26 protein-coding genes and 1 tRNA gene are annotated in these 26,296 nt (G+C 65.4%); 19 read left to right on the forward strand and 8 right to left on the reverse strand.

Features of this window, described 5'->3' with window-relative positions:
* Positions 1-17: 17 nt before the first annotated feature.
* The 4 genes from NOV74_RS01155 to NOV74_RS01170 all read left to right on the forward strand — a co-directional run bounded on the left by NOV74_RS01155 (position 18) and on the right by NOV74_RS01170 (position 4,045).
* Positions 18-359, forward strand: a complete 342-nt coding sequence (locus NOV74_RS01155; protein WP_257308555.1) for a P-II family nitrogen regulator — start codon at positions 18-20, stop codon at positions 357-359.
* A gap of 28 nt (positions 360-387) precedes the next feature.
* The gene (locus NOV74_RS01160; RefSeq protein ID WP_257308556.1) at positions 388-1,800 is read left to right on the forward strand and encodes a cryptochrome/photolyase family protein; all 1,413 of its coding nucleotides are present in this window, start codon (positions 388-390) and stop codon (positions 1,798-1,800) included.
* A gap of 820 nt (positions 1,801-2,620) precedes the next feature.
* Positions 2,621-3,688: an erythromycin esterase family protein gene (locus NOV74_RS15410; RefSeq protein WP_371748412.1), complete on the forward strand. Its 1,068-nt coding sequence runs from the start codon at positions 2,621-2,623 to the stop codon at positions 3,686-3,688.
* A 75-nt stretch (positions 3,689-3,763) separates the two neighbouring features.
* Entirely contained in the window at positions 3,764-4,045 is a 282-nt protein-coding gene (locus NOV74_RS01170; RefSeq protein WP_257308559.1) for a 2Fe-2S iron-sulfur cluster-binding protein, read from the forward strand.
* A gap of 7 nt (positions 4,046-4,052) precedes the next feature.
* Here the strand turns inward: NOV74_RS01170 and recR are convergent, their stop codons facing one another.
* The 4 genes from recR to NOV74_RS01190 are packed head-to-tail and all read right to left on the reverse strand — an operon-like array spanning position 4,053 to position 6,442.
* Complete coding sequence (gene recR / locus NOV74_RS01175; RefSeq protein WP_257308560.1) at positions 4,053-4,652, reverse strand: recombination mediator RecR; 600 nt, start codon at positions 4,650-4,652, stop codon at positions 4,053-4,055.
* Positions 4,653-4,711: 59 nt separating this feature from the next.
* On the reverse strand, positions 4,712-5,014 hold the full coding sequence (locus NOV74_RS01180; protein ID WP_257308561.1) for a YbaB/EbfC family nucleoid-associated protein: 303 nt from the start codon (positions 5,012-5,014) through the stop codon (positions 4,712-4,714).
* Between the two features lies 1 nt (position 5,015).
* Positions 5,016-5,528, reverse strand: coding sequence for a DUF2062 domain-containing protein (locus NOV74_RS01185; RefSeq protein WP_257308563.1), 513 nt, complete (start codon positions 5,526-5,528; stop codon positions 5,016-5,018).
* Positions 5,525-6,442, reverse strand: a complete 918-nt coding sequence (locus NOV74_RS01190; protein ID WP_257308565.1) for a thiamine-phosphate kinase — start codon at positions 6,440-6,442, stop codon at positions 5,525-5,527. The genes NOV74_RS01185 and NOV74_RS01190 overlap by 4 nt, the downstream gene beginning before the upstream one ends.
* Before the next feature lie 135 nt (positions 6,443-6,577).
* On the opposite strand from NOV74_RS01190, the gene NOV74_RS01195 reads away from it, so the two are divergent.
* The 4 genes from NOV74_RS01195 to NOV74_RS01210 all read left to right on the forward strand — a co-directional run bounded on the left by NOV74_RS01195 (position 6,578) and on the right by NOV74_RS01210 (position 9,834).
* The gene (locus NOV74_RS01195; RefSeq protein ID WP_243314980.1) at positions 6,578-6,832 is read left to right on the forward strand and encodes a ferredoxin; all 255 of its coding nucleotides are present in this window, start codon (positions 6,578-6,580) and stop codon (positions 6,830-6,832) included.
* A 106-nt stretch (positions 6,833-6,938) separates the two neighbouring features.
* Positions 6,939-7,388, forward strand: coding sequence for a GatB/YqeY domain-containing protein (locus NOV74_RS01200; protein ID WP_257308569.1), 450 nt, complete (start codon positions 6,939-6,941; stop codon positions 7,386-7,388).
* Between the two features lie 131 nt (positions 7,389-7,519).
* Positions 7,520-9,361 (forward strand): proline--tRNA ligase, encoded by a 1,842-nt coding sequence (proS, locus tag NOV74_RS01205; protein WP_257308571.1) that lies wholly within the window; start codon positions 7,520-7,522, stop codon positions 9,359-9,361.
* On the forward strand, positions 9,361-9,834 hold the full coding sequence (locus tag NOV74_RS01210; protein WP_257308573.1) for a hypothetical protein: 474 nt from the start codon (positions 9,361-9,363) through the stop codon (positions 9,832-9,834). Before proS ends, NOV74_RS01210 begins: the two co-directional genes overlap by 1 nt.
* Positions 9,835-9,912: 78 nt before the next feature.
* Here NOV74_RS01210 and ndk read toward each other — a convergent pair whose 3' ends face one another.
* Positions 9,913-10,332: a nucleoside-diphosphate kinase gene (ndk, locus tag NOV74_RS01215; RefSeq protein ID WP_257308575.1), complete on the reverse strand. Its 420-nt coding sequence runs from the start codon at positions 10,330-10,332 to the stop codon at positions 9,913-9,915.
* A gap of 139 nt (positions 10,333-10,471) precedes the next feature.
* Here ndk and secA point away from each other — a divergent pair, with 139 nt between their 5' ends.
* Positions 10,472-13,090 (forward strand): preprotein translocase subunit SecA, encoded by a 2,619-nt coding sequence (gene secA, locus NOV74_RS01220; protein WP_257308577.1) that lies wholly within the window; start codon positions 10,472-10,474, stop codon positions 13,088-13,090.
* Positions 13,091-13,188: 98 nt separating this feature from the next.
* Entirely contained in the window at positions 13,189-14,040 is an 852-nt protein-coding gene (gene rapZ, locus NOV74_RS01225; protein WP_257308579.1) for an RNase adapter RapZ, read from the forward strand.
* A gap of 16 nt (positions 14,041-14,056) precedes the next feature.
* Here the strand turns inward: rapZ and NOV74_RS01230 are convergent, their stop codons facing one another.
* Positions 14,057-15,178 (reverse strand): saccharopine dehydrogenase family protein, encoded by a 1,122-nt coding sequence (locus tag NOV74_RS01230; RefSeq protein WP_257308581.1) that lies wholly within the window; start codon positions 15,176-15,178, stop codon positions 14,057-14,059.
* A complete protein-coding gene (locus NOV74_RS01235) occupies positions 15,175-16,605 on the reverse strand; it encodes an APC family permease (protein ID WP_257308582.1) in 1,431 nt (476 codons plus the stop codon). Before NOV74_RS01235 ends, NOV74_RS01230 begins: the two co-directional genes overlap by 4 nt.
* Before the next feature lie 47 nt (positions 16,606-16,652).
* Between NOV74_RS01235 and mltG the strand changes: the two genes are divergently transcribed.
* The 9 genes from mltG (at position 16,653) to NOV74_RS01280 (ending at position 25,353) form a co-directional block, all read left to right on the forward strand.
* On the forward strand, positions 16,653-17,669 hold the full coding sequence (mltG, locus tag NOV74_RS01240; RefSeq protein ID WP_257308584.1) for an endolytic transglycosylase MltG: 1,017 nt from the start codon (positions 16,653-16,655) through the stop codon (positions 17,667-17,669).
* A complete protein-coding gene (locus tag NOV74_RS01245) occupies positions 17,662-18,441 on the forward strand; it encodes a TlyA family RNA methyltransferase (RefSeq protein ID WP_257308586.1) in 780 nt (259 codons plus the stop codon). Before mltG ends, NOV74_RS01245 begins: the two co-directional genes overlap by 8 nt.
* An 80-nt stretch (positions 18,442-18,521) precedes the next feature.
* Positions 18,522-19,271, forward strand: coding sequence for a site-2 protease family protein (locus tag NOV74_RS01250; protein ID WP_257308588.1), 750 nt, complete (start codon positions 18,522-18,524; stop codon positions 19,269-19,271).
* 24 nt (positions 19,272-19,295) lie between these two features.
* Complete coding sequence (trpS, locus tag NOV74_RS01255) at positions 19,296-20,285, forward strand: tryptophan--tRNA ligase (protein ID WP_257308590.1); 990 nt, start codon at positions 19,296-19,298, stop codon at positions 20,283-20,285.
* 62 nt (positions 20,286-20,347) lie between these two features.
* Positions 20,348-20,424 (forward strand) — tRNA-Lys (locus NOV74_RS01260).
* A gap of 162 nt (positions 20,425-20,586) precedes the next feature.
* Entirely contained in the window at positions 20,587-21,483 is an 897-nt protein-coding gene (locus tag NOV74_RS01265) for a proline dehydrogenase family protein (RefSeq protein ID WP_257308591.1), read from the forward strand.
* 81 nt (positions 21,484-21,564) lie between these two features.
* On the forward strand, positions 21,565-21,750 hold the full coding sequence (locus tag NOV74_RS01270) for a hypothetical protein (RefSeq protein ID WP_257308593.1): 186 nt from the start codon (positions 21,565-21,567) through the stop codon (positions 21,748-21,750).
* 97 nt (positions 21,751-21,847) lie between these two features.
* Positions 21,848-23,722, forward strand: a complete 1,875-nt coding sequence (locus tag NOV74_RS15270; RefSeq protein ID WP_306672253.1) for a mechanosensitive ion channel domain-containing protein — start codon at positions 21,848-21,850, stop codon at positions 23,720-23,722.
* Complete coding sequence (locus tag NOV74_RS01280; RefSeq protein ID WP_257308595.1) at positions 23,722-25,353, forward strand: ABC-F family ATP-binding cassette domain-containing protein; 1,632 nt, start codon at positions 23,722-23,724, stop codon at positions 25,351-25,353. The genes NOV74_RS15270 and NOV74_RS01280 overlap by 1 nt, the downstream gene beginning before the upstream one ends.
* Here the strand turns inward: NOV74_RS01280 and NOV74_RS01285 are convergent.
* Positions 25,350-26,261 carry an RluA family pseudouridine synthase gene (locus NOV74_RS01285; protein WP_257308597.1) on the reverse strand — a complete coding sequence of 304 codons (912 nt, stop codon included), beginning with the start codon at positions 26,259-26,261 and terminating at the stop codon, positions 25,350-25,352. The genes NOV74_RS01280 and NOV74_RS01285 overlap by 4 nt on opposite strands.
* Between the last annotated feature and the right edge of the window lie 35 nt (positions 26,262-26,296).

The following is a 26,296-nucleotide window of genomic DNA, read 5'->3' on the forward strand; positions in this document are numbered from 1 at the left end:
TGAACCAGGAGGCTCAGATGAAGCTCATCACCGCCATCATCCCTGAAGAGAAGCTCGACGAAGTCCGCGAAGCGCTGATCGAAGCGGAGATCGAGCGAATCACTGTCACTCGGGTCAGCGGCCACGGTCGCCAGCAGGAGATCATGGTCCAGCGTGGCAAGAAGATCGTGCCCAACCTGATTCCCAAGGTCCAGATCACCATCGCCTGCAATGACCAGTTCGAGGACATCACCGTGGACACCATCATCCGCACGGCGCGGCACGGCGCGGGCGAGGTGGGCGATGGGAAGATCTTCGTCCAGGATCTGAAGGAGTGCATCCGCATCCGCACCGGCGAGCGGGGCGGCCAGGCCATCTGAATTTCGCGTTCCGGGCTAGGCTTTCTGCATGCGAAGCATCGTCTGGTTCCGGGGCAAGGATCTCCGTGTGGCGGACCACCGGCCCCTGGCGGAGGGCGCCGCCACGGGCGACGTGATCCCACTCTTCGTGCTGGATCCCTTCTTCTTCGCACCGGAACGGGCCCGGAACCTGCCCCATCGCCTGCAGTTCCTGCTGGAATCGCTGAGCGCCCTGGAAGCCAACCTCGCCCACCTGGGGTCGCGCCTGCTGGTGGTGCCGGGGCGCAGCGTGGACGTGGTGCCCCGCCTGGCAGCCCAATGGAAGGCCGACCAGGTGCTGGCCCACCGCTGGGTGGAGCCCTTCGCGCGGGAGCGTGACCGCCGGGTGGACGAGGGGCTGGCCCGTGTGGGCGTCGCGTTCCGCCTGTTCGAGGGCGAGACCCTGCTGCCGCCCGGCTCGGTGCGGAACGGGCAGGGCGACATGTTCCGGGTGTTCACGCCCTTCGCCCGGGCCTGCGGGGTGAAGCTGGATCTGGAACCGGCGCTGGCCGCCCCGCGGTCGCTCCCGCCAGTTCCGGGAGACGTCTGGGCCGAAACGGTACCAATCCCTTCGCTGGAGGCCCTGGGGCTCACGCCCAATTCTCGCCTCCAGGCCGGCGGAGAGCGAGCGGCCCGCCAGCGCCTGAAGGCCTTCCTGGAAGGTCCCCTGACGGACTACGGAGTGGACCGGGACCGCATGGATCTGCCCGGCACGTCGCGCCTCAGCGCAGACCTGAAGTTCGGCACGCTGTCCGTGCGGGCCCTGTGGCAGGCCGTGGCGGCAGCCGGAGCAAGCGACTCCGGGCACCGCTACCTCAACGAGCTGCTGTGGCGCGAGTTCAGCCACCACCTGCTGTGGGAGTGGCCCGAGCTGCTGGAGCGGCCCTTCCGGCCCGCGTTCGAGGGCTTCCCCTGGCGCGACGACGAAGCCGCCTGGGAAGCCTGGACGGAAGGCCGCACGGGCTACCCCGTGGTGGATGCCGCCGCCCGGCAGCTGTGGGCCGAAGGCTTCGTCCACAACCGGGCCCGCATGGTGGCCGCGAGCTTCCTCGCGAAGCACCTGCTCATCGATTACCGGCGCGGCGAGGCCCACTTTCTGCGTTGGCTCACGGACGGCGATTGGGCCGCGAACAACGCCGGCTGGCAGTGGTGCGCCGGCTGCGGCTGCGACGCCCAGCCCTGGTTCCGCATCTTCAACCCTGTGACCCAGGGCCGGAAGTTCGATCCGAGAGGCGACTACGTGCGGCGCTGGGTGTCCGAGCTGGCCGACTGCCCGACCGCCTTCATCCACGAGCCCTGGAAGGCGCCGCAGGCAGTTCGCACACGCCTCGACTACCCCGAGCCCATCGTGGACCACGCCTTCGCACGGGAGCGCTTTTTGGCGGTGGCGAAAGCACATCTGGGTCATGCGAAGATGGGCTGATCAGCCCGGAGACAGCATGCGCAAGCATTTCCATCTCAAAACCCTGGGCGGTGTGTGTTTCCTGATATTCGGTTCGTCACTGATGGCCCAGGCACCACCGGCTCAGATCACCCAGATTCCATCTTCGATCCGAGTCGAAGGGCGCGTTCTGGATTTGAAGGGCGATCCGGTGCCCGCCGCCGTGGTGGCCCTGGTCCCCGCCAATCCAGCCGATGCCAGGATCAGTGGCGTGGATGCCGCTGGCCACTTCTCGCTGGACGGCGCGCCCGGGAAGAAATGGGGGCTGACGGTCACGGCCGCGGGCTTCCTTCCTCATTTCAGCAATCTGGATCTAGACGAAGCGAAGATCATCCCGCCCCTGGAGGTGAGGATGGCGCCTGGGGGCTACCGGGTTTCAGGTACCGTCACTCCAGCAAGAGGCCACACCTTAGAAGGGTTACGTCTCGCTTTCTCTCGATGGAGCCAAGAGGAAGGCGACCTCTTCTTTGCGGAGGTGAAGCATCAACGCTTCGATCTGACCCTGGCCCCCGGGTCTTACACCATTGATGCCGCCACCAAGGATCAATCCTTCATCGGTGGCCGTTTCGAGCTGAAGGGTGAGAAGACGGATGTCGGGATCACATTGAAAGCCGAACCCATCCCGGCTGGGGCTGAGGTCCTGGCGTGGATCAAGGGGAACGCCATTCCTCTTCGTACCGTCTTGGCAGGGCAAGGTTTCCAGGATCTGCAACCGCTGGAGGCCATCGTGGGTGATGCGCGGGTGCTGGGATTGGGGGAAGCCACGCACGGAACGAAGGAGTTCTTCCAACTCAAGCACCGGATGCTGGAGTTCCTGGTGGAAAAGAAGGGATTCACCATCTTCGCCATGGAAGCCGCCATGCCAGAAACATCGCTTCTGGATAACTACGTTCTTACCGGGAAGGGCGACCCTGCCGAGGCGCTCGCGATGACCCATCCGGTGTGGAACGTCGAAGAAATGCTTGCCCTGATCCGGTGGATGCGGACCTACAACGCGAACCCGTCCCATTCGAGGAAGCTGCGGTTCTACGGTTTCGACATGCAGGAACGGAAACAAACCTACGCCCGCGTCAAGTCGTGGCTGGACCAGGAGGATCCTGGCGAGGCCGCCCATCTGGCGAGCCTGAATGACCGGATGAGCGCACTCCTTGGAGCGCCGCAGGGCAGCTCCGGGCCCGAGAGCCTCAAGGCGTGGCAAGGGGTGGCCCATGAAGTCGAAGCCATCGCACTGCGCCTGGAGAAGCGGATGGCAGCCTCGAGTCCCGTAGTTCCTGTCGAGATGGACAAACGCCAGATCCAGAACCTCCGCCTGCTGGCACAGTTCGCTGCATTCAGGGGAGATGCCAATCGAGGCCTCCGGGATCAGTTCATGGCGACGAATGTGGCCTGGAGGCTGTCCCAAGATCCCGACGCGAAGATGGTCCTGTGGGCACACAACGGTCACATCGCCTATCGTTCAGGGGCGAAGTATGGGGCCGATTCCATGGGCTGGTACCTGCGGCGCTTCATGGGACAGGCCTACCGGAACTTCGGCTTCGCCTTCCGGGATGGCGCCTTTCGGGCATGGGATCTGGGGCCAGAACGGAATGGGGGGATGACCTTCACCGTGACGCCACAGGCCAAGGGCACACTGGACGCGGCGCTGGGCGCCACGAATCTCCCCATCCTGGCGTTGGACTTGAGACGGTTGCCGGAACAGGGGCCGGTCCGGACCTGGTTCGAGTCACCCCAAGGCACTTGGGACGTCGGGGATGGGTTCAGCCCAGCTTTTGCCGATCGCTTCCTCCAGAAGGAGCCCATCACGGACTACTACGACGCCCTGCTATTTGTAAGTAGGACCACGGCTGCCACGGCCTGCCAAAAGCCCTAAGGCGGAGGCGCCCTGATAGAGTGGAGGAAGCGGTTCGCCGCTATCCCTTCTGCTTTATTGACTTATGGGTATTGCATGCACACCATCCGATTCGACGGCAAGAAAGCTGGCACCGCGGACTGCGAGCAGGAGACGGCGCTGCTCGCGGCCAGCACCCGCGCAGGCGTTCCGCTGCCCCACCGCTGTGGCGGTCACGCGCGCTGCGGCACCTGCCTCGTCACCGTGGTGGAAGGTGCCGAGCATCTGAGTGAGAAAGGCATCACTGAGACCCGGGTATTGGATGTACTCAAGGCCAAACCCGACCAGCGTCTGGCCTGCCAGGCTTGGGCGAAGGGCGATGTGAGCGTGACGTACTAGCCTCGGGCTAGGCGACGGGCCGGCGTCCCTCCATGGCCCGATCCAGGGTGAGTTCGTCAGCATATTCGAGGTCGCTGCCGATCGGCAGGCCCAGGCCGATCCGGGTGGTGCGGACGCCGATGGGTTCGAGGATGCGGGCCAGCCAGCTGGCGGTGGCTTCGCCGTCGACCGTGGGATTGGTGGCCAGGATGACCTCCTGGATGGCGCCGTCCTCCAGGCGTTTCAGCAATTCGCGGATGCGTAGCTGGTCAGGTCCCACGCCGCGCAGGGGCGAAATAAGGCCGCCCAGCACGTGGTAACGGCCCCGGAAGTGGCCGCTGCGCTCGAAGCTGAGCACGTTGGAAGCCTCCGCCACGATGACGAGGCTGGCGGGGTCGCGCCGCGGATCCAGGCAGATGGGGCAGGTCGGCTGGTCTGTGAAGGCCCCGCAGACCTGGCAGAAGCCCACCTTCTCGGCGGCCTGCTGGAGCTGGTGGGCCAAGTGGGCCATGGCTTCCGGGCCTTCCTTGAGCAGATGCAGAGCCATGCGCTGGGCGGACTTGGCGCCCACACCAGGCAGCTTCTGGAGGCTTTCCACGACGGCTTCGAGGGGCGCGGGCAGCCTCACGGCAGGCCTCCAGCTCCAGCGTTACGGCCGATCGCCGACAGCTGACACCTGGCTGTCATCTACAACCCGAGGCCAGGCAGGTTGAGGCCGGCGCCCATGCCGCCCATCTGCTTCTTCATGGTCTCGTCGACCTTGGTGGTGGCATCGCGGAAGGCTGCCATCAGCAGATCTTCGAGCATGGAGGGATCCTCGGGGTCCATGGCGTCCTTGCCGATGGAGATGGCCATCAGTTCTTTGGAACCGTTGAGGGTGACCTTCACAAGCTCGCCGCCGGCGGTGCCTTCGACCCGCAGGTTGGCCTGTGTTTCCGCCAGCTTCGCCTGCATCTGCTGGGCCTGTTTCATGAGGAAGCGCATGTCCATGTCAGTCTCCGGAAGGGGGTTGAATCTTCGGGCTGCGCATCCGGTGCGCCAGCCGCAACATCAGAAAATATCCCACAGGAAGGGCCAGGGCACTCATCACGAAACCGCCCAGCAAATAGGGCGCGAGGATCGGCTTGAGCATGGCGGCGGCGGCCTCGAAGCCTTCGCGGGTGCTGACGCTCTGCCAGCCGATGCTCTTCCAGACCACGCCGCTCAGGTCGAGGTGCAAGCCCCGGCCCAGCAGGATGTTGCCGAACAGGGCGGAGCCAGTGGCCATGGGCACCATGGTCCAAGGGTTGTTGGTGAAGGCACCCAGGAAAGCGAGCGGCCGATGCAGCTTCTTCGCCAGTGCGCAGATCATGACCACCAGGCCGGTATGGGTTCCCAGGAGAGGATTCCATGCGATGGCGAACCCCATGGCGAAACTCCAGGCCAAGTGGTGGGGTTCCAGGTCCGGATCAGCCAGGAACCGCTTGGTACGAGCCCAGATGTGCGTCTTGTCGTGATGCTTCATGAAGGTCCGAAGTGGTCGAAGCTGAGGTCGGGGAGGGGCCGGAGCAAACCTCCATCATAGGCCAGCAGTGGTGATTCCCCGCGCGGCAGGGCGACACCCACAGGGATGAGGGGCAGGCCGAGGCGGGTCTCGAGTTCCGCCTGGGGCAGGGAACTGCCGAAACAGCGGGCGTAGTCCTCGCCGCCGCGCAGCATGTCCTCGTCCAGGTCTGGAGCCACGGTGATGCTGAGGCCGGAGGCTTCCGCCAGATTGCGCAGATCTCGGCTGAGACCGTCGGAAAGGTCCAGGCAAGCGTGGACCTCAGGCATCTCCGCCAGCCGCGGGCCCAGGCCCAGTCTTGGTCGGGGGGAAAGATGGGCCTCCAGATCCGCGTCGGGCTGCGAGGGGTTCCAGCGCTGGCCTGCCTGGAGCTTTCGCAAGCCCCGCAGACTGGCGCCGGGGCGCTGGTCCACGAAGAGCCGGTCGCCGGACCGTAGGCCGTCCCGCCGCAGCCAACGGGAGGCGAAGCCGAAGGCGGTGAGACCCAGGCCCAGGCCCGTGGGCCGTCCTACAGTGTCCCCGCCCAGCACTTGGACCTCGGTTTCGCGGGATACCGCGGCCAGGCCCTCCAGGAAGCTGTCCAGCCAGAGGCCATCGATGTGCGGCCCTAAAGCCAGCGTGAGGGTGTAGCCGAAGGGCCGGGCTCCGGAGGCGTCCAGATCCGACAGATTGATCATCAGCAGCTTGCGGGCGAGGAGGTCCGGTGGGTGCCAGTCGAGCTGGAAGTGCTGACCGGATTCCATGAGGTCCGTGGTCACCAGTAGGGTCTGTCCAGCCGGCGCCATGGGCAGGGCGCCGCAGTCGTCGGTCAGGCTGCTGCCGCCGGGGAGCAGATCCCGGATCCGGGCAAGAATTCCCGTCTCCTGCAGGCTCATGGGTGGACCTCCGTCACAAGTCCAGTCTCCCACGCCCCTAAAGGCGAGGCGAAGCTTGGTTCGAGGCCGTGGCGATGCTAGCTTGATTGAGTTCGCCCATCGCCAGGGCCCCAATTGAATTTCGAGGAGACGACCATGGCCATCACCAAAGTCTGGATCGACGAAGGCTGCATCGTGTGCAATGCCTGCGAGGCCGAGTGCCCCGACGTGTTCCACGTCACCGACACCAGCTGCAACATCAATGGCTCCGTGCGCGAGGACGGCGTCGATTCCGAGAACCGGGATGAGCAGAGCCCCCTCTCCGGCAGCTTTGGTACCGACTTGGAAGCCAGCATCGAGGCCGCCGCGGCTGGTTGCCCCGTGGAAGTCATCAAGTTCGAGAAGGCCTAGGGCTGAAACGGCGCCGCCGTTTCAGGTAAGAACGGGCGCCGGTTGGCGCCCGTTCTGTACTTGATGCGGGAACTGCGTCACCATGGAGCTTCACCCGGAGGTTCCCATGCTCACCCGTCTGCAGGCCGATCTGAAAACCGCCATGCTGGCCAGGGACGCAGCCCGGACCCAGGTGCTCCGCATGGCCCTGGCCGCCTACAAGAACGAAGCGGTGGCCAAAGGGCTCAGCCCCCAGGGCATCTTGGCTGAGGCGGATGCCCTGGCTGTCCTCAAGCGCCTGGTGAAGTCCCGGGAGGACAGCATCGCCCAGTTCGAGAAGGTGGGCCAGGCGGACCGGGCGGCTCAGGAGCGGGCGGAGATTGAGCTGTTGAAGCCCTACCTGCCGGCCATGATCGAGGGTCCGGCCCTGGAGGCAGCCGTGAAGGCGGCCATTGCCGAGACCGGGGCCACGACGAAGAAGGACATGGGCCTGGTCATGAAGGCTCTACAGGCCACCCATGGCGGCGCCTTCGACGGGAAGGCCGCCAGTACACTGGTGCAGAGTCTGCTGGGGTGATGCGGCGTAGCTGCGGACGTGCTGGCCAGGCTTCGCCTGGACAGCGCGTGGGGGTCGAAGGGGGGACTTCGCGAGCGAAGCGAGCAGGCGGTCCCACCTTCCTGGGATAAACTCGAAGTTTCGAGGCCCCCATGAAGCAGTCGAAACTCCTGATCCAGACCCTGCGCGAGACGCCGCGCGATGCCGACGTCGTGAGCCAGCAGCTCATGATGCGGGCCGGCATGATCCAGAAAGTGGCCGCTGGCATCTACAGCTACCTGCCTCTGGCTTTCCGGAGCATCCGCAAGTTCGAGGAGATCGTCCGCGAGGAATTGGCCAAGGACGGCTGCCAGGAATTGCTCATGCCCGCAGTGCTGCCAGCTGAGCTGTGGCAGGAAAGCGGGCGCTGGAAGTTCTACGGCGACGAGCTGCTCCGTTTCTGTGACCGCAAGGCCAAGGCTGAGGTCGCCGAGCGCCGGGCCCGCGGCGAGAAGCCAGATGAGCGCGAGTTCTACAACTTCTGCCTCGGCCCCACGCACGAAGAGGTGATCACCGACATTGTCCGGAAGAACGTGCGCAGCTACAAGCAGCTGCCCATGAACCTCTTCCAGATCCAAACGAAGTTCCGCGACGAGCGCCGCCCCCGCTTCGGCCTCATGCGCGGCCGCGAGTTCACCATGAAGGACGGCTATTCCTTCCACGTGGATGATGCCTGCGCGGACCGCGAGTACTGGGCCATGTTCAACGCCTACAAGCGCATCTTCAGCCGTCTGGGCGTGAAATTCCGCCCGGTGGAGGCCGACAGCGGCGCCATCGGTGGCAGCTTCACCCACGAGTTCCACGTGCTGGCGGGCAGTGGCGAGGACGCGATCCTCAGCTGCGACGCGTGCGACTACACGTCCAACATCGAGAAGACAGAGGCTCCGGCGTTGCCCGTTGGCACTCACGGTCAGGCCTTCGACCTGAGGAAGGATCACTTCCGCACGCCCGGCGTCGTGGGCCAGGTCGAGCAGGCGGCGGGGATGATCGACGCCGATCATCCGAACGGCATGCCCATCACGCAGACCAGCAAGTTCTTCCTCTACCGCGTCACGTTCGCGGAGGGTGGCACGAAGCTGGTGGGCGCCGTCCTGCGCGGCGACCACGAGGTGAACCCGGTAAAGGTGAAGAACTTCATCGGTGCAGCGGAGATGGAGCTGATGCCTTTGGAGGAGGCCGAAGCCTTCACCGGTGCAAAGAGCGGCTTCATGGGGCCGGTGGGCCTGAAGGACGTGACCTTCCTCGTGGATCGCAGCCTAGAGGGCGCGGTGAACCTGACCTGCGGGGCGAATCGCACGGACTACCACCACTTTGGTCTGGATCCGGTCCGGGATCTTCCGGGCTGCGTTTACACGGACCTGCGGATGGCCTCTGAGGGCGACACCTGCACCCGCTGCGGGAAGGGGACGTACCAGGCCTTCCGAGGCATCGAAGTGGGGCAGGTGTTCAAGCTGGGCCTGAAGTATTCCAAGAGCATGGGCTGCACCTTCCTCGACGAGCAGGGCAAGGAGAACCCCATGGTGATGGGCTGCTACGGCATCGGCATCACGCGCACCGTGGCCGCCGCCATCGAGCAGAACTACGATGCCGACGGCATCATCTGGCCCTGGCCCATCGCGCCCTACCAGGTGCACATCGTGTGCCTGGATCCCGGCAGCGCGGAGGTGGCCGGGATCGCCTCCCAGGTCGAGCAGGATTTGGAGAAAGCCGGTTTCGAGGTGCTGCATGACGACCGCGAAGGCATGAGCCCTGGCGCCAAGTTCAAGGACGCGGACCTGCTGGGCTTCCCCCTGCGCCTCATCGTGGGTGCCAAGGGGCTCAAGGAAGGCCTGGTGGAACTGCGCGACCGCCGCACCAAGGAGGTCGTGAAGCTCAAGCCCGAGGCCGCGGTCGCCGAAGTTTCCGCCGCCCGCGACCGCATCATGCAGGAGCTGGAAACCGCGGGGGGACGCTAATGGCCGAGGGCCGGGTCCACCTCACGACGTTCATCGAGGGGGTGCTCGTCCACGGCCAGCAGACGCCCTTCGTGCTGCTTGTGCCATCGCCCCATAGCCCGCATCGGGGCCTGCTCATGCCCGCTCAGATCCCCTGGTCGCCCGGTTTCCTGCCCACCGCGTTGCTGAACGCGCAGATCGAGGCCGGGTGGGGCATGCCCTACCGCTTCGTGGACAAGTCAACCCTCCCAGTGGTCTTCGACGAACGCACGAGCCGCCTGCCCACGCCCTGGCTGCTCAGGCTGGAGGGGCTGGAAGGCCAGCAGCGCCTCTACCTCAGCCACCTCCTGCGGACCAAGGCACCTGAGGACCTACTGCCCCCGCCACCTACCGGCGGCCAGTGGTTGAACGACAAGGGCCTACAGAACGCGGACCTGTTGCCGGGTGTGCGAAGGCTCTGCCAGGCGGCCTTGCAGGCGGTGATGGAAGGGTGAGGTTCTGACCCTCCTCTGCACCAACGGAAATCGGCGCCGAACGGCGCCGATTTCCGCAGGGGCTTCGACCCGCATCGATCAGAACTGTTCGAAGGCGTTGAAGAAGTAGCTCACTTCGAACTTGGCGCTCTCGGGTTTGTCACTGCCATGGGTGGCGTTGCGGCCGATGCTGGCGCCGAAACGCTTGCGGAGGGTGCCCTCGGCGGCGTTGGCGGGGTTGGTGGCGCCCATGAGGTCGCGCCAGCGCAGGATGGCGTTCTCGCCCTCGAGCACCATGATGGCCACCGGGCCTTCCGTCATGAAGGCTTCCAACTCTGTGTAGAAGCCCTTGCCCACGTGTTCGTGATAGAACCCCTGGCAGATCGCAGGGGTGAGCCGGGTCAGCTTGAGGCCCACGATTTTCAGGCCGCTCTGCTCGATGGCGGTGAGGATCTCGCCCATGTGGCCGTCCTTGACGGCGTCGGGCTTGACGATGGCAAAGGTGCGTTCAAGGGACATGATTTCTCCAGAATCCAAACGATCAGTCTGCCCAGACCAGGTAAATTCGGCAACCAAGGATGCTTGGCTGGCGGTCCTCACGCTGGGAAATGGCGATCCGTCAGGCTACAATCAATGGTTTACGCGACTGGACGGATTCATGATCGACAACCTCCTCAAGAAACTCATCGGTTCCAAGAACGACCGGGAGCTGAAGCGGCTGTGGGCCAAGGTCCAGTTCATCAATGCCCTGGAACCCGAGATTTCCGCCCTGAGCGATGAGGCTCTGAAGGCCAAGACCCCCTATCTCAAGGAGAAGCTGGCCAACGGCGCGACCTTGGACGATATCCTGCCCGAGGCCTTCGCCGTGGCGCGGGAAGCCAGCAAGCGCGTCCTCAAGATGCGGCATTTCGACGTGCAGCTCGTGGGTGGCATGGTGCTCCACGAGGGCAAGGTGGCTGAGATGAGGACGGGCGAGGGCAAGACCCTCACCGCCACGCTCGCCCTGTACCTCAATGCCTTGGCGGGCAAGGGCGCCCACCTCGTCACCGTGAACGATTACCTCGCCCGCCGTGACGCAGAGTGGATGGGTCGTCTCTACTCCTGGCTGGGCCTCACCATCGGCGTCATCCAGCACGGGCTCGATGACCAGGAACGCCGCGACGCCTACGGTTGCGACATCACCTACGCCACCAACAACGAGCTGGGTTTCGACTACCTCCGCGACAACATGAAGTGGGACCTGGAGGACTTCACCCAGCGCGGCTTCCACTACGCCATCGTGGACGAGGTGGACTCCATCCTCATCGACGAAGCGCGCACACCGCTCATCATTGCTGGCAGCAGCGAGGAGGACACCTCCAAGTACTTCCGCATCGATGCGGTCGTCCCCAAGCTCAAGGCCGAAGTCCACTACAAGGTGGACGAGAAGGATCGCCAGGTGATGCTCACTGACGAGGGCATCCACCATGCCGAGCAGCTGCTGGGCGTGGCGAATCTCTATGATCCGGGCAGCATCGAGACCCTGCACGGCCTCAACCAGGCCTTGCTGGCCCACAACCTGTATCGCCTGGACGTGGACTACATGGTTCACCCCAAGGAAGATGGCAAGGGCATGGAAGTGGTCATCGTGGACGAGTTCACGGGCCGCCTCATGCCGGGTCGCCGCTGGTCCAACGGCCTGCACCAGGCCATCGAAGCCAAGGAAGGCGTGGAGGTCAACGCCGAGAACCAGACGCTCGCCACCGTGACCTTCCAGAACTTCTTCCGCATGTACGGCAAGCTGGCCGGCATGACCGGCACGGCCGAGACCGAGGCCACGGAACTGCACTCCATCTACAAGCTGGACGTAATCATCGTCCCCACGAACATGCCCATGGTCCGCAAGGACTTCGCGGACACGGTGTATGCCACCCGCAAGGGGAAGAAGAAGGCCATCGTCGAGGAGATCCGGGAGCTTCACACCAAGGGGCAGCCGGTCCTGGTGGGCACCGCTAGCATCGAGAGCAGCGAGGATCTGGCTGAGGCCCTCAAGGCTGCACGGATCCCCCATGTTGTGCTGAACGCCAAGCACCACGAGCGGGAAGCCGAGATCGTGGCCCAGGCGGGCCGCAAGGGCTCCGTCACCATCGCCACCAACATGGCCGGTCGCGGCACTGACATCATCCTGGGCGGCAACCCTGAGGGCATGGCCCGGATGGAGGCCAAGAAGAAGGACATCGCCCTCTACGACGAGGAGGGTCTGGAAACGCCGGAATTTTCCACCCTCGTGGAGCAGATGCGGGAACAGACCGCGGCCGAGCACGAGGAGGTGGTCAGCCTCGGTGGCTTGCACATCCTCGGTACCGAGCGCCACGAAAGCCGCCGCATCGACAACCAGCTCCGCGGCCGCGCCGGCCGCCAGGGCGATCCCGGCAGCAGCCGCTTCTACCTGTCCCTCGAGGACGACCTGATGCGGATCTTCGGGGGTGACCGCATCAAGAGCCTCATGGGCGCCATGGGCATGAACGATGACGAGCCCATCGAGGCCGGCATGGTCACCCGGGCCATCGAACGCAGCCAGAAACGGGTGGAAGCCCACCACTTCGAGATCCGCAAGCACCTGCTCGAGTACGACGATGTGATGAACAAGCAGCGCATCTTCTTCTATGGGCTGCGCACCGAGATCCTGGGGGGCAACACGAAGGATTACGTGCTCCGGGTGGCGGGGGAGATCGCCGAGGGCATTGCCCATGACTTCCTGCCCGACAAGGGCGAGCGCGATCTGGCGGGCTTCCGTGAGCGTGTCGAGCAGCTCTTCACCCTGACGGGCGAAGAAGTGGAGGCGGTGGGCCAGTTGCCGTACGCCCAGGCCAGCGAGGCGCTGGGCGCCCTGGTCCAGCGGTTCTACGAGGGCAAGGACGAGCGGCTGGGAGGCGAGGGCATGCGCAGCTACGAGCGCTGGTCCATCCTCCAGATCATCGACGCGGCCTGGAAGCGCCACCTGCTGGTCATGGACCACCTCAAGGAGGCCATCGGCTTCCGGGGCTACGGGCAGAAGGATCCCCTCGTGGAGTACAAGCGCGAGAGCTACGAGTACTTCGAGCAGATGCGCTTCGGCTACGAGGACGAGATCGTGTCCTATCTCTACCGCGTGGAGCCTCAGCCGACCTATACACCGGATGAGGAGCTTTTTCGAGGTCCTTCGGACACGTTCGAGCTGGGCCCCGACGAGCAGGGCAACCCTCCCGATGGCATCCAGCGTGTGCTGCGGTTCACCGCGGGTGGGTTGGAGGACTGATTTCCCAGACCTCTTTGACTTGAGAAAATCGCAGGGGGTCAGCCGGCCCCCTGCGATTTTCTTGGGCAGGCCCTCCGGCCCTGCTACGGTTTCTGGATATGGAACTCATCGTCGTAACGGGACTTTCCGGAGCCGGGCGCCATTCGGTGCTGGGCGCGCTGGAGGACAGCGGCTGCACAGCCCTGGACAATGTCCCGCCCCGGCTCCTCGAGCCCCTGATCGAGCTGGAATCGAAGCTCCGGCCAGGACGGGAGCGCCTGGTGGTGGGCATGGACAGCCGGCAGGCCGACTTCGCGCATGAGTTCGGCCCTCTGCTGGAGCGCCTCGGTACTGGCAATGTGCCGGTACAGGTGGTCTTCGTGGAGGCGGATGACAGCGCGCTGCTGCGCCGGTATTCGGAGACTCGGCGGCCCCACCATTTCGCGCTGCTGGGCTCGGCGGGAGAGGGTATCCAGCGCGAGCGGGAACTGCTCGCCCCGATCCGCGCCCTGGCCACCACCATCCTCGATACCACCGGCCTGAGCCTGGCGGAGCTGCGCCAACGCGTGGCCGCCCTCGTACCCCAGTTGCCGACTCGCAGCACAGCCGTGCGGCTGCTCAGCTTCGGCTTCAAGCGGGGCGTGCCTGCGGATGCGGACGTGGTGCTCGACGCGCGGTTCCTGCCCAATCCCTACTATGTGGAAGCGCTGAAGCCCCTGACTGGGCAGGACTCGGCGGTGCAGGAGTACCTGCTGGAGTCGCCGGATTTCAGGGAATTCCTGGAGCGGGCGGAATCCTGGCTGCGCTGGTCGCTGCCCCTGGTCCGCCAGGAAGGCCGGGCCTACCACACCCTCGCCATCGGCTGTACCGGCGGCCAGCACCGCTCCGTGGCCCTGGTGGAGCTGCTCGCCCACCGGATACGCAACGATGTGGCCGCTTTGACCGTGCGACATCGGGAGTTGAACGGCTGAGCCATCCAATCCCTAATCAGCGCTCCGTGAACATCACGCCGCGCTTCGCCAATTCCGCGCGGATGAAGTCCCAGGCGCCGGGCTTCTGCCCCAGGAACTCGGGCGGGTTGATGCCCTGACGGACGTAGCCACCCTTGGCCAGGAGGCGCACGGCGGCGGTGCAGGTGTAGCCGGTGGTCCGCGCCATGGACGTGGTCTTCGTGGCGCGGTCGTAGCGATCCAGGAGGTCCAGTTCGCGGCGCACCCGCTGTCCGTCCTTCAAACCGGTCACGGTGACACGCATGACCGTGAAGTCCTCGTCGCCCTCCTGCATGAACCACATGGGGAAGAGCAGGGCGGTCGTGAGGTCCAGGGGGCTGATCTCCACCCCGGCGACCTGGAGCTTCTCCTTGTTGAAAAATCCGGACTCCCGCAGCATCCGCATCTTCTCGATGTGGCCAGGGTAGCGGAGGGTCTTCTCCTTCATGTCAGGCACCTGGGGGATGGTGTGGATGAGGCTGCGCAGCCCGTCCGTGTTGAAGGACTCCAGGGTGCCGAGGCCCTCGAAGTCCAGCAGTTCCGGCTCGGACAAGGCGGGCATTGTGATCGTGCGGCCATCCTTCACGTAGCGGGCGGGGCGGGTGTATTCCTCGATGACGTCGATGGGGCTGAAGCCGGCCTTGTACTCGTAGGGCCAGGTCCGCACGGCCGGCAGGCCGCCCACCAGGCACTCGAAGGAATCCACGTGATCCCACTGCCGGAGCGTGTCGCCCAGGATGATGTTGCCGCACCCCGGTGCCACCCCGCAGTCCACGATGGCGGTGAGGCCCTGGGCCTTCGCCAGGGCATCCAGCTCGAAGCAGTCCTCATCGAAGAAGGAAATGTCGACGAGGGGCCTGCCGGCCTCCAGCACGGCCTTGGCCGTGGCGAAGCCCAAGAACCCCGGCACGGCGCCCACCACCAAATCCGCGTCCGCCACGGCGGCCCTTACGCCATCCGGGGAAGCCAGGTCGGCGGGCCGGGTAGCCAGCCCCGCACCCCGCATGCGGGCCAGGGCGGCCTCGGAACGGTCGGCCACCGTCACCTTGAAATCCGGGGCCAGGTCCTTGGCCATGGCGCCGCCGACGCGACCGGCTCCAAGAACGACGACGTGGGTCATGGGAGACTCCCTTCAGGGGCCGCGGCGCGGGGCTTCACGGCGAGGTAGACCGGCCAGCCCAGGGCCACCAGGGCCAGGCCCGGCCAGGAATAGCTGGGGCGATGGATGAACAGGGCGCCGATGATGGCGATGGCGCCGAAGAGGTACAGCCCCGGGACGAAGGGGTAGCCCCAGACCTTCACCGGGCGCTCGAGGTCAGGCCGCCGCCAGCGGAGGAGGAAGATCCCGCCCACGGCCAGGACGTAGAACAGGATCGTGGGCAGCATCACGAAGTCCAGCAGCTGGCCATAGGTGCCTGTGAGGGTGAGCGCGCAGGTCCAGAGCGCCTGGATCCACAGGCCGAACCCCGGGACACCGTGCTCGTTGAGCAGGGCCGCGCGGGGGTAGAAAAGGCCATCCTCAGCCATGCGCTGGTAGACCCGGGCACCGGACAGCACCAGGCCGTTGAGACAGCCGAACATCGACACGAGGATGCTGCCAGCCATGATGAGTCCGCCGCCGCTCCCCAACAGGGTCTGCAGCGCGGCACTACCCACGCGATCCTGCGGGGCGCTCGCGATACCGGAGGGTCCCAGCACCTTCAGATAGGCTCCGTTGGCCAGGATGTAGAGGCCGCAAACCAGGGTGGTGCCGATGAGCAGGGCGAAGGGAATCGTCCGTTCGGGTGCCTTCACCTCCCCGGCGATGAAGGTGATGGAATTCCAGGCGTCCGCGGAGAACATGCTCCCTGTCTGCACCACCAGCAGGGCTGTGAGGAAGGGCAGGGCGGCGCCGTCCGTGGCGATGAAGGGGGCCTGCGAGGGCGCGACGGCAGGCTTCAGCAGCAGGCCCAGCAGGATCAGGGCCGCGAGGCCGCCGATCTTGGCCACGGTGAAGAGATCCTGGATGCGGGTGCCCAGCCGCACGCCGTAGAGGTTCACGGCGCTCAGCAGCACCACCACGGCGATGCCGGACAGGCGTGAAGGGGTGAGGCCCAGGTGGTAGGGCCCCACGGCGATGGCGTGGGTGACCTTCATGAGGGGCACATCCAGGTGGGGACCCAGCCAGGCCGAATCCGTGACCGCCGGGAGGAAGCTGCCCAGGTATTTCCCGAAGCCTACGGCCACGGCGGCGATGGTGCCGCACTCGATGACGACGAAGAAGGTCCAGCCATAGAGGAAGCCCACGGCCGGGCCGTAGGTCTCGCGCAGGTAGGTGTACTGGCCGCCAGCCTGGGGGAACATCCCCGCCAGTTCGCCGTAGCTGAGGGCCGCGAAGAGCGTGAGGATCGCTGTGAGGCCCCAGGCCGCCAACAGGAAGCCCCCGGAGCCACCGGTGCGCACCATGTCCGCGGCGACAATAAAAACGCCACTGCCGATCATGGAGCCGGCGATGAGCATGGTGGCGGAGAACAGGCCGACATGCCGACGGTAACCAGGTGCGCTCATGGGTTCCTTGGGTGGATGGATCCACGCTATCACGGCATTCTGGAGGCATGGCGCGATCTTCCATGTCCCTCCGGTTCTTCCTGGCCACCCTCATCCTGGCGGCGGCTCCCGTCGCTGGCGGATGGTGGGCCTGGAAAGGCCAGGGGCCGCTCCGACAGGAGGCCACGGTCCTGGTGAAACGGGGGACCAGCATCAACCAGATGGCTGACCAGCTGGAGCGGGACGGGGTGATCCGGTCTGCGTCGCTCTTCAGGCTGTGGGCCCGGGCCCGCAAGCTCCAGCTCATCCGTGGTGAGTACACCTTCACGGCCCGGGCCAGCCTGTCGGACGTGGCGGGCAAGCTACGCCGCGCCGAGATCCACTACACCGCCGTCTCCATTCCCGAAGGAGCCCATGCCTGGGCCGTGCAGAGGCGCCTGAATGACTTCGTGCCCGAGGAGGTTTTCTGGACCCTCTGGAAGAGCCCCAGACTGGCTAAGACGGCTGGCTTCGAGGAGGCCGAGAGCCTCGAGGGACTGGTGGCCCCAGCCACCTACAAGCTGCACCACGCCATGGAGCCCGAAGAAATCATGCTCATGCTGGTGGAGGCCTTCCGGCACCAGGTGCGGCCGAAGCTGGAGGGTGGGGTGCTGCCCCCCTACCAGACCTTGATTCTGGCCAGCCTGGTGGAAAAGGAGACGAAGCTGCCGGAGGAGCAGCCCCGGGTGGCGGGGGTCTACAAGAAGCGGCTGGACATCGGCATGCGCCTCCAGTGCGACCCCACCAGCCTCTATGCCCGCTGGGCCTCAGGCGACCTGCGGTTCACCGCGCCCACGCCGCAGGACATCCGCCGCCCAAGCCGTTTCAACACCTACACGGTGAAGGGGCTACCGCCCACGCCCATTGCTATCCCAGGCGCTTCGGCCCTGGAGGCGGCCAAAGCACCCGAGACCGGGAAGGATATCTATTTCGTGGCTACCGGCAAAGGCGGCCACAACTTCGCCCCGAACCTGCGTGACCACAACCGGAATGTGGGGGTCTACCGCAAGGAACTCGCCCGGCAGAAGAAGGCCCTTCGTGGCTAAGTCCCGACTGGATCTGCTCCTCGTGCAGCTCGGTCTGTGCGAGACCCGGGCCAAGGCGCAAGCCCGCATCCTGGCCGGGGACGTGCTGGTGAATGACCATCCCGTCACCAAGGCTGGCACGGCCGTGGATGAGGCGGCACCCATCCGCTTGCGGGGCGATGCGCTGCCCTTCGTGAGCCGGGGCGGCCTGAAGCTGGCCGGGGCCCTGGATCGCTGGGGCATCGATCCCACGGGCCGCATCTGCTTCGATGCCGGGGCCAGCACCGGCGGTTTCACGGACTGTCTGCTCCAGCGGGGTGCGGCGAAGGTCTACGCCGTGGACGTGGGCACGAACCAGCTCCACTGGAAGCTCCGCAGCGATCCCCGGGTGGTCTCCATGGAGCATGTGAACCTCCGCACCTGGGAGCCGGCCAGCATCCCCGAGCGCTGCAGCCTGCTGGTGGCCGACCTGAGCTTCATCTCCCTCCGCCTGGCCATTCCGCCGGTTCTGCTCAGCCTTGAAGCCGGAGCCGAAGCCGTATTGCTGGTCAAGCCCCAGTTCGAGGCCGGCCGCGGGGATGTGGGGCCGGGGGGCATCGTGCGCGATCCCGCCGTCCACCGACGCGTGCTGGTGGAAATCTGGACTTTCTTCTCAGGTACGGAACTGCGTCCCCTGGACCTGGCCGAAAGCCCCATCAAGGGGGGCGAGGGCAACACCGAATTCCTGCTGAGGCTGGGTCTGGGCGCCGCACCCGGGAGCCTGGGCCCGGCCCTCGAAGCTCTGGGATTCTGAATCTGGCTCTTGGCATCCCAAGCCTCCGAGCCCCAGTCCTCGGCCTTCAGCCTGTACACTGGGGGATTGCCGGAGTCCGGGTGTTCGACAACATTTCCATCCCCACCATCCTCGTCAGCTATGTGGCCCTCCTCTTCAGCCTGAGCGTGCACGAAGCCAGCCACGCTTCGATGGCCTATTGGCTGGAAGACGACACCGCGGCGCGGCTGGGCCGGATGACGCTGAATCCCCTGGCCCACATGGACCTGCTGGGCACGTTTGTGTTTCCCCTGATGGGCTTGGCCACGGGCTTTCCCTTCATCGGCTGGGCCAAGCCCGTGCCGGTGGACCCCCGCAAGCTGACGCGCCGGTTCAGCCAGCGGGGCGGCTACGCCCTGGTGGCCAGCGCGGGGCCCATCTCGAACTTGATCCAGGCCGTGGTCTTCCTGGGGATCATGTTCCTGGTGGTGAAGGCCGTGGTTCCGGCCCCTGAACTTGAGTACCCGGTGTTCGTCCGCTCACTGCTGGCCATGCGGGTCGAGAGCCTCCAGGTGCTCCAACTCGGCACGACCGCCACACTTTTCCTGGCGTTGCTGGGCCGCCTGGTGCTCATCAACCTCGGCTTGGCCCTCTTCAACCTGCTGCCCATGGGCCCCCTGGACGGCGCGGGCATCCTGCGGGGGTTCCTGCCCTGGCGCTGGCTGCCGAAGTTCGACCGGGCCCAACCCTGGATGGGCGGCATCCTGATCGTGCTGGCCCTCACCGGCCTCCTGGGCTACGTCCTGGGGCCTGTATTCGGGCTGTTGTTCTATGGCATCGAGCTGGTCGCCCGCCTCGTCCTCCGCTTCTGATCCACGCGCTCCATCGGAGTTTCCATGCAACGCATCCTTTCCGGCATCCAGCCCTCGGGCTCCCAGCACATTGGCCACCTGGTGGGAGCCCTGGACAACTTCACGCGGCTGCAGGGGCAAGGCGAAGCCTTCTACATGATCGCGGACTGGCACGCACTCACTTCGAAGTACGAGTCCGTCGAGGAGATTTGGCCGGCCACGCTGGAGCTCACCGCGACCTATCTGGCGGCGGGCCTGGATCCACAGAAGTCCACGATCTTCGTGCAGAGCCTGGTGAAGGAGCACGCGGAACTGCACCTGCTGCTGTCGATGGTGACGCCGCTCTCCTGGCTGGAGCGGGTGCCCACGTATAAGGAAAAACTGCAGAATTCCCTGGCGGACCTTGGCAGCTACGGCTTCCTGGGCTACCCCCTGCTGATGACTGCGGACATCATCATCTACCGGGCCCACAAGGTGCCCGTGGGCGAGGATCAACTCTTCCACGTGGAGCTCGCCCGGGAAGTGCTCCGCCGCTTCAACTTCCTCTTCAAGGAGGAGGTCTTCCCCGAGCCCGAGGCCGTGCTCACCAAGACGCCCAAGGTGCCTGGCCTGGACGGCCGAAAGATGTCGAAGAGCTACGGGAACTGCATCTACCTGCGCGATAACAACGCCGAGATTCTGGAGAAGTGCACACGGCAGATGACCTCCGATCCGGCCCGAGTGCGCAAGACCGATCCCGGCAACCCGGATATCTGCCCCGTCTTCGACTTCCACAAGCTTTTCAGCGACGATGCCACTGTGCAGATGGTGAACACCGAATGCCGCCGGGCGGGCATCGGCTGTTTCGACTGCAAGAAGCGCGTGGCCGAGGCCATCATCCGCCGGGTCGAACCCGTGCGCGAGAAGATCGAAGGCTACCTGGGCCGGCCCGCCGAACTTCAGGAAGTGCTGAGGGATGGGAGCGCCCGGGCCCGGGCGGTGGCGGTGGAAACCATGACCGATGTGCGTTCGGCCATGAAGATGCCCAGCCTCTAAGAACGGGCGGGGAACTGACTCTTGCGTTCCCATGCTGTCCTGGTAGACTTTCTTTTGCTCGTGGTCCCTTAGCTCAGCTGGTTAGAGCATCTGACTCTTAATCAGAGGGTCCCCGGTTCGAGTCCGGGAGGGACCACCAACAGAGCCCGCAGACGTAAAGTCTGCGGGCTTTTTCGTTGTGTCTCCCCCGTCACATCTCCGCTGCCCTTGCGTCTGCGCAAGGCTTGCTCCCGCTATATTTGAAGGGCTGCCCAATCCTCACGGATGGGCCGGGAAACGCAGGAACGACGGGAGGAACACCGTGGATCTGAAACGCATCGTTCTCGACCTCATGCCGGACGCGCTAGTCCGCACCTTTGCCGCTCCCTACTGCGCGGGCAAAGGCATCGCCAGCGGGGTGGGCAAGGCGGATGAGATTCACACCAAGAGCGGGCTCTCCGCCACCCTGGACCTGCTGGGCGAAGAGGTGTTCAAGCGGGAGGATGTGGAAGCCACCGTCCAGGTGTACTTTCGCATGATCGAGGCCGTGAAGGACCGCCCCTTCGCCAGCATCAGCCTCAAGCCCACCCAGCTGGGCATCAACGAGAGCGAGGCCTATTGTCAGGACAACCTCCGCCGCATCGTGGCCGCCGCGGCCGCGCACGGCATCCACATCACCCTGGACATGGAGGACCGGCACTTCACGGATGTCACCCTGCGGATGTTCAAAGCTATCCGGAACGAATTCGACAACTTCGGCATCGTGCTGCAGAGTCGCCTCTTCCGTACTGCGGAAGACATCAAGGCGCTCCACCTCAAGCCTTGCAAGGTCCGCATCTGCATTGGAATCTACCGGGAGCCCGCGGATGTAGCTCTGCAGGACAAGCGCGACATGAAGGAGAAGCTGTTCGAGTACGTGCAGCTGTTGCTGGATCACGGCCACTATCCCGAGATCGCCACCCACGATGAGCCGCTGATCCGGCGCTGCATCGACTACCTGGACAAGCGCGGCGTGCCGAAGGACGCCTACGAGTTCCAGATGCTGATGGGCGTGCCCCGCGCGGATCTCCAGCAGGAGATCGTCAAGCGCGGCAACATCATGCGTCTCTACGTCCCCTTCGCCGAGGACTGGAAGTACGCCGTGGCCTACATGAAGCGCCGCCTGGGCGCCAACCCGGCCATGGCGCCCATGGTGATCAAGAACCTTTTCGGGCGTTGAACGGAATTAAGCATCCAGTGCAGACCCGGAGGCGGCTACATTGCTCCGGTGGGCCTGTTGCCCACTATGACGGAGAATTCCATGAAGAAGATGCTGGTGCTGGCTCTGGTGAGTTCCTTCACCTTCGCGGGTTACGCCGCCGAGGAGAAGAAGGCCGAGCCCAAGAAGGGCTGCGGAATGGCCTGCTGCGAGAAACACAAGGCTGCTTCCTGCAAGGATTGCTCTGATTGCAGCAAGAAGAAGGACACCGCCCCCAAGAAGGGATGATGCTGCACACCCGGTCACCCTGGCCGGAACGCAAAAACCCCGGAGCCTGGCTCCGGGGTTTTTGCGTTCCACCCGGGTTCATGGTTGTCTGGAGGAGATGAAACTCCGTCCATTCCTTCCTGCTGCCATCCTCCTCCTTTGTGGGGCGGCCGTCGCCGGCTGGGTGTGGACCCGCGAGCAGCCCCCGATCGTGCAATCCGAGGAAGGGACCGCCGGGAAGAAACTGAAGAATGGGGTGCGCCGAGCGGCCCCGGCCCGCGAGTGGGTGGTGGACCAAAGTCCCCTCCTGAACGCGAGGACGCTCCTGACCTTGGCCACGACGCCGGAGGAACAGCAGCTGGCCCGCCAGGCCGAGCGTTTGGCCAACCATGAGGTGGATCTGGCGTTTGCCGCGGCGCTTCGCCGGGTGGCCAGTGCCCAGGTGCAGCCGACGCCTGAACTCAAGGCACTGGCCGACCTCAAGGCCAAAGCCCAGGCCACCTTTGAAGCTGATCAGCAGACCATTGACCGCCTGACCAAGCAGCTCGCGGCCGCCCGGGAGTCCCGGAAAGCCCCCCTGGAGGACCAGCTGGATGTCGCCAAGGCCCAGCTGGAACTGGATCGCGACGAACTGGAGGCGGCCTCTGACGACCTGGCCCGGGCCGGAGGCGATCCTCAGGCCCGGATCCGCAGGCTGAAGGAGGCCTTCGAGGCCGGCGACAAGGAATCCGTCCAGGTCCTCGCGTCGGGGCGTCCCACTTCCGCCTTCGCGGCCGGGAGCCTCCTGGCCCGCCTCAGTGAATGGCGGGTGCAGCGGGGCAAGCTGGCCCGTCTGGTCCAGGCCCGTCAGGCTGCATTCGCCAAGGCCCAGGCCCTATCGCAACGCCGCGCCACCATCGAGGCCCAGGCCAACAAGGAGAAAGAGGACCGGGAAGCCGCCAGGTTCTGGGCCTCAAGCCTGGTGAAAGGGGCTGCCGGAGGAGGGGCGGACGCCGGCCGGGAGCAGGCGAAAGATGCTGTCTCCTATTTGAAGCGCTATGGCGATGTGCAGCAACGGCTCGCCAGCATGAACCGGCGCATCCTCGACCAGCAGGAACTGGCCGAGGTGTACGCCACTTGGATGGGCATCGCCGATGTCCAGCGGAATACGGCCCTCCACACGCTGCTCTCGCGCCTCCTGTGGGTGCTGGGCCTGGTGGCAGCGGCATATCTGGCGGGCCTGGCCATCGATCAGCTCTTCCACCGCGCCGCCGCGGGCGACAACAAGGGCTCCGGGACCCTGCGGACTGTGATAAAGCTTGGCGTCCAGGTGCTGTGTGTCCTGGCCATCGGCTTCGTGATCTTCGGCATGCCTGGACAGATCACGACCGTGCTGGGCCTGGCTGGCGCGGGCCTCACGGTGGCCCTCAAGGACTTCATCGTGGCCTTCTTCGGCTGGTTCATCCTCATGGGTCGCAACGGCATCCGTGTGGGCGACTGGGTGGAGATCCGCGGCGTGGGTGGCGAGGTGGTGGAGATCGGGCTGTTGCGCACGGTGGTGCTGGAGACGGGCAGCTGGAGCGACGCGGGCCACCCCACGGGACGCCGCGTGGCCTTCGTGAATAATTTCGCCATCGAGGGCCACTTCTTCAACTTCTCCACCTCGGGGAAGTGGATGTGGGACGAACTGCGGGTGCTGATCCCGCCGGGGCAGGATCCCTATCCCGTCATCGACGGCGTCCAGAAGCTTGTGGAGCAGCAGACCGAGGCCAACGCCCGGCTGGCCGAGCAGGAGTGGAAGCGCGCCACGACGCGGTACCGCGTGCAGGCCTTCTCCGCCGCTCCGGGCCTCAACGTGGTGCCCGCCATGAATGGTGTGGAGATCAGGGCCCGCTACATCACTCGCGCTTTCGAACGCCACGAAACCCGCCTGCGGCTGAACCAGGCCGTTTTAGAACTGATGCACGGCCCCCGGGGAGTTGCGGGTGGATCAAGCTTGAAAGCCGAGGATTGATGATTTCGTTTTCCAATGTGAGCAAGCAGTACGGCAGGCAGATCCTGTTCATTGAAGCCGATTTCCAGCTCAATCCCGGTGAGAAGGTGGGCCTGGTGGGCCCGAATGGGGCCGGCAAGTCAACTTTGTTCCGCATGATCATGGGTGAGGAGGCGCCGGATGACGGCTCCGTCACCCTGCCCAAGAAGCTGACCCTCGGCTACTTCCGGCAGGAGGTGGACGAAATGGCGGGCCGCCCAGTGCTCGACGAGGCCATCGCGGGCAGCGGGCGCCTGGGTGACTTGCACCACGAGCTGATCGACCTGGAACATGCCATGTCCGATCCGAGCCGAGGAGATGAACTGGAGGCCGTTCTTGAGCGCTTCGGCCACGTCCAGGAGGAGTACCAGCATCTGGGCGGCTACGAGCTGGAGGCCCGGGCCCGGGCCTGCCTGCATGGCCTCGGCTTCGAGGACGAGCAGATCGATGGTGACGTGGGCGCCCTCTCCGGGGGCTGGAAGATGCGTGTCTCCATGGCCAAGGTGCTGCTGGGGAACTTCGACGTGCTGCTCATGGACGAACCCACCAACCATCTGGATATCGAATCCATCCTCTGGCTGGAGAGCTTTCTCAAGTCCGTGCCTGCCACGCTGCTGATGACCAGCCACGACCGGGACTTCATGAACCGCGTCGTCACAAAGGTGCTGGAGATCGACGGCGGCGACATCGTCACCTATTCCGGTAACTACGATTTCTACGTCAAAGAGCGTGAGCAGCGGGATGCCAACCAGGAGGCCGCCTATGCCCGCCAGCAGGCCAAGCTGGCCAAGGAGCAGCGGTTCATCGAGCGGTTTTCCGCCCATGCCGCCAAGGCCGCCCAGGTGCAGAGCCGCGTGAAGGCTCTGGACAAGATCGAGCGCATCGAACCGCCCAAGAAGCGCCGCGTGGTGAAGTGGGATTTCCGTGTTCCCGGCCGTTCCGGCGACGACGTGGCCATGCTGGAGGGCGTCTGCAAGGCCTACGGCAGCCGCAGGCTCTACAACCAGTTCGCCTTCCACATCCGGCGCGGTGAGCGCTGGTGTGTCATGGGCCGGAACGGTGCCGGCAAGTCCACCCTGTTGAAGATGATGGCGGGGGCCATCCAGCCCGATGCCGGGACCGTGAAGCTGGGTGCCAGCCTCAAGCTCGGCTACTTCTCACAGCAGGCCCTGGATCTGCTGGACCCGGATCTCACCGTGATCGAGCAGATGCAGCAGGACTTCCCCATGGAGGGCCTGGGGGTGTTACGCAACCTGCTGGGCGCCTTCCAGTTCTCCGGTGACGACGTGGACAAGCGGGTCCGGTCGCTATCGGGCGGCGAGAAGTCCCGGTTGGTGATGGCTCGCATGCTCTTTGATCCGCCCAACTTCCTGGTCCTGGACGAGCCCACCAACCATCTGGACCTGGCCACGAAGGAGATGCTCATCGAGGCGCTGAAGAATTTCGAAGGCACCATGCTCTTCGTGTCCCACGACCGCACCTTCCTGCGCGGTCTGGCCAACCGGGTGCTGGAACTGGGCGGGGAGGAGCACGAGGGCCCGCTGGCTTTCGGAGGCTCCTACCTCGAATACGTTGAGCGCATGGGCCGCGAAGCCCCGGGCGTCCACAACTAGGTTGAGCGCAACGGTGGAGGCGGCTGGCATTGGAGCGTGAGCCAGGTGCCGGTCCGGGGATGCCTCAACTCCAGCCGCTGGGCGTGGAGCAGGTAGCCGGGATCGCCAGGCACGGCGCACGTTCCCGGAAGCGGCGTTCCCCCAGGCCCGTACAGCGGGTCGCCCACCAGGGGATGGCCTGCGGAGGCCAAGTGGATCCGGATCTGATGGGGGCGGCCGGTGAGGATCTCCACCTCCAGCAGGGAGGTGTCCTTTCGCCGCTCCAGGACGGTGACCCGGCTCAGGGAAGGGCGCCCACCGGGGGTGGCCGCATGGAGCAACCCCAGAGGTGCGTAGGGCACCTCTCCAATCGGGGTGGTGATCTCGAAGGCATCCAAGGCGGGCTGGCCTTGGCAGAGGGTGCGATAGACCTTACGGGTCTGCCGCTCCTGGAACACGGCCTGGAGGGGTTTCCGCGCGGCAGCGGTGCGGGCGAAGAGCACCAGTCCCGACGTGCCCCGGCCGAGGCGATGCATGGGGCTGGCTTCGGGGGCCCGGCGGCGCACCAGGGCGAGGAGGGTGTGTTCCAGGAATTCGCCGCCCCCTGGCAAGGTGGGCAGGCCGCTGGGTTTGGCCACGGCCAGCAACTCCTCGTCCTCGAAGAGCACGGCGGTGGCGAAGGGGACTTCGGGTTCGATCCAGGGGGGGCGGGCCCAGGTGATCCACTGGCCCGGGCGCAGAGGTGCTTCGGGAGGTGCGGAGATTTCATCCAGGCGCACCTGGCCCTCCAGGATCCGCGCCCGCCAGAGCTCCGGACCAGCCAAGGGATGCCGGGCCGCAAGATGGGCCAGAAGGGTGCACCCGACCCCCTCGGCGCCGACCTGTTCCCGGTGGACATAGCCCTGGTTGAACCCCATGCGGTCGGTCACTCCCCCGGACCCGCCGGCACCCCATTATCACCCAG

The organism is Geothrix fuzhouensis (assembly GCF_024609325.1).
Taxonomy (GTDB): Bacteria; Acidobacteriota; Holophagae; order Holophagales; family Holophagaceae; genus Geothrix; species Geothrix fuzhouensis.

Coding starts and splice junctions, on each gene's coding strand:
- NOV74_RS01230 (WP_257308581.1), bottom strand. CDS start 15,178: ATGACCCACGTCGTCGTTCTTGGAGCCGGTCGCGTCGGCGGCGCCATG.
- NOV74_RS01185 (WP_257308563.1), bottom strand. CDS start 5,528: ATGAAGCATCACGACAAGACGCACATCTGGGCTCGTACCAAGCGGTTC.
- NOV74_RS01170 (WP_257308559.1), top strand. CDS start 3,764: ATGCACACCATCCGATTCGACGGCAAGAAAGCTGGCACCGCGGACTGC.
- ndk (WP_257308575.1), bottom strand. CDS start 10,332: ATGTCCCTTGAACGCACCTTTGCCATCGTCAAGCCCGACGCCGTCAAG.
- NOV74_RS01195 (WP_243314980.1), top strand. CDS start 6,578: ATGGCCATCACCAAAGTCTGGATCGACGAAGGCTGCATCGTGTGCAAT.
- rapZ (WP_257308579.1), top strand. CDS start 13,189: ATGGAACTCATCGTCGTAACGGGACTTTCCGGAGCCGGGCGCCATTCG.
- NOV74_RS01180 (WP_257308561.1), bottom strand. CDS start 5,014: ATGGACATGCGCTTCCTCATGAAACAGGCCCAGCAGATGCAGGCGAAG.
- NOV74_RS01280 (WP_257308595.1), top strand. CDS start 23,722: ATGATTTCGTTTTCCAATGTGAGCAAGCAGTACGGCAGGCAGATCCTG.
- NOV74_RS01200 (WP_257308569.1), top strand. CDS start 6,939: ATGCTCACCCGTCTGCAGGCCGATCTGAAAACCGCCATGCTGGCCAGG.
- secA (WP_257308577.1), top strand. CDS start 10,472: ATGATCGACAACCTCCTCAAGAAACTCATCGGTTCCAAGAACGACCGG.
- NOV74_RS01190 (WP_257308565.1), bottom strand. CDS start 6,442: ATGAGCCTGCAGGAGACGGGAATTCTTGCCCGGATCCGGGATCTGCTC.
- NOV74_RS01160 (WP_257308556.1), top strand. CDS start 388: ATGCGAAGCATCGTCTGGTTCCGGGGCAAGGATCTCCGTGTGGCGGAC.
- NOV74_RS01210 (WP_257308573.1), top strand. CDS start 9,361: ATGGCCGAGGGCCGGGTCCACCTCACGACGTTCATCGAGGGGGTGCTC.
- NOV74_RS15270 (WP_306672253.1), top strand. CDS start 21,848: ATGAAACTCCGTCCATTCCTTCCTGCTGCCATCCTCCTCCTTTGTGGG.
- mltG (WP_257308584.1), top strand. CDS start 16,653: ATGGCGCGATCTTCCATGTCCCTCCGGTTCTTCCTGGCCACCCTCATC.
- proS (WP_257308571.1), top strand. CDS start 7,520: ATGAAGCAGTCGAAACTCCTGATCCAGACCCTGCGCGAGACGCCGCGC.
- NOV74_RS01270 (WP_257308593.1), top strand. CDS start 21,565: ATGAAGAAGATGCTGGTGCTGGCTCTGGTGAGTTCCTTCACCTTCGCG.
- NOV74_RS15410 (WP_371748412.1), top strand. CDS start 2,621: ATGCTGGAGTTCCTGGTGGAAAAGAAGGGATTCACCATCTTCGCCATG.
- trpS (WP_257308590.1), top strand. CDS start 19,296: ATGCAACGCATCCTTTCCGGCATCCAGCCCTCGGGCTCCCAGCACATT.
- NOV74_RS01235 (WP_257308582.1), bottom strand. CDS start 16,605: ATGAGCGCACCTGGTTACCGTCGGCATGTCGGCCTGTTCTCCGCCACC.
- NOV74_RS01155 (WP_257308555.1), top strand. CDS start 18: ATGAAGCTCATCACCGCCATCATCCCTGAAGAGAAGCTCGACGAAGTC.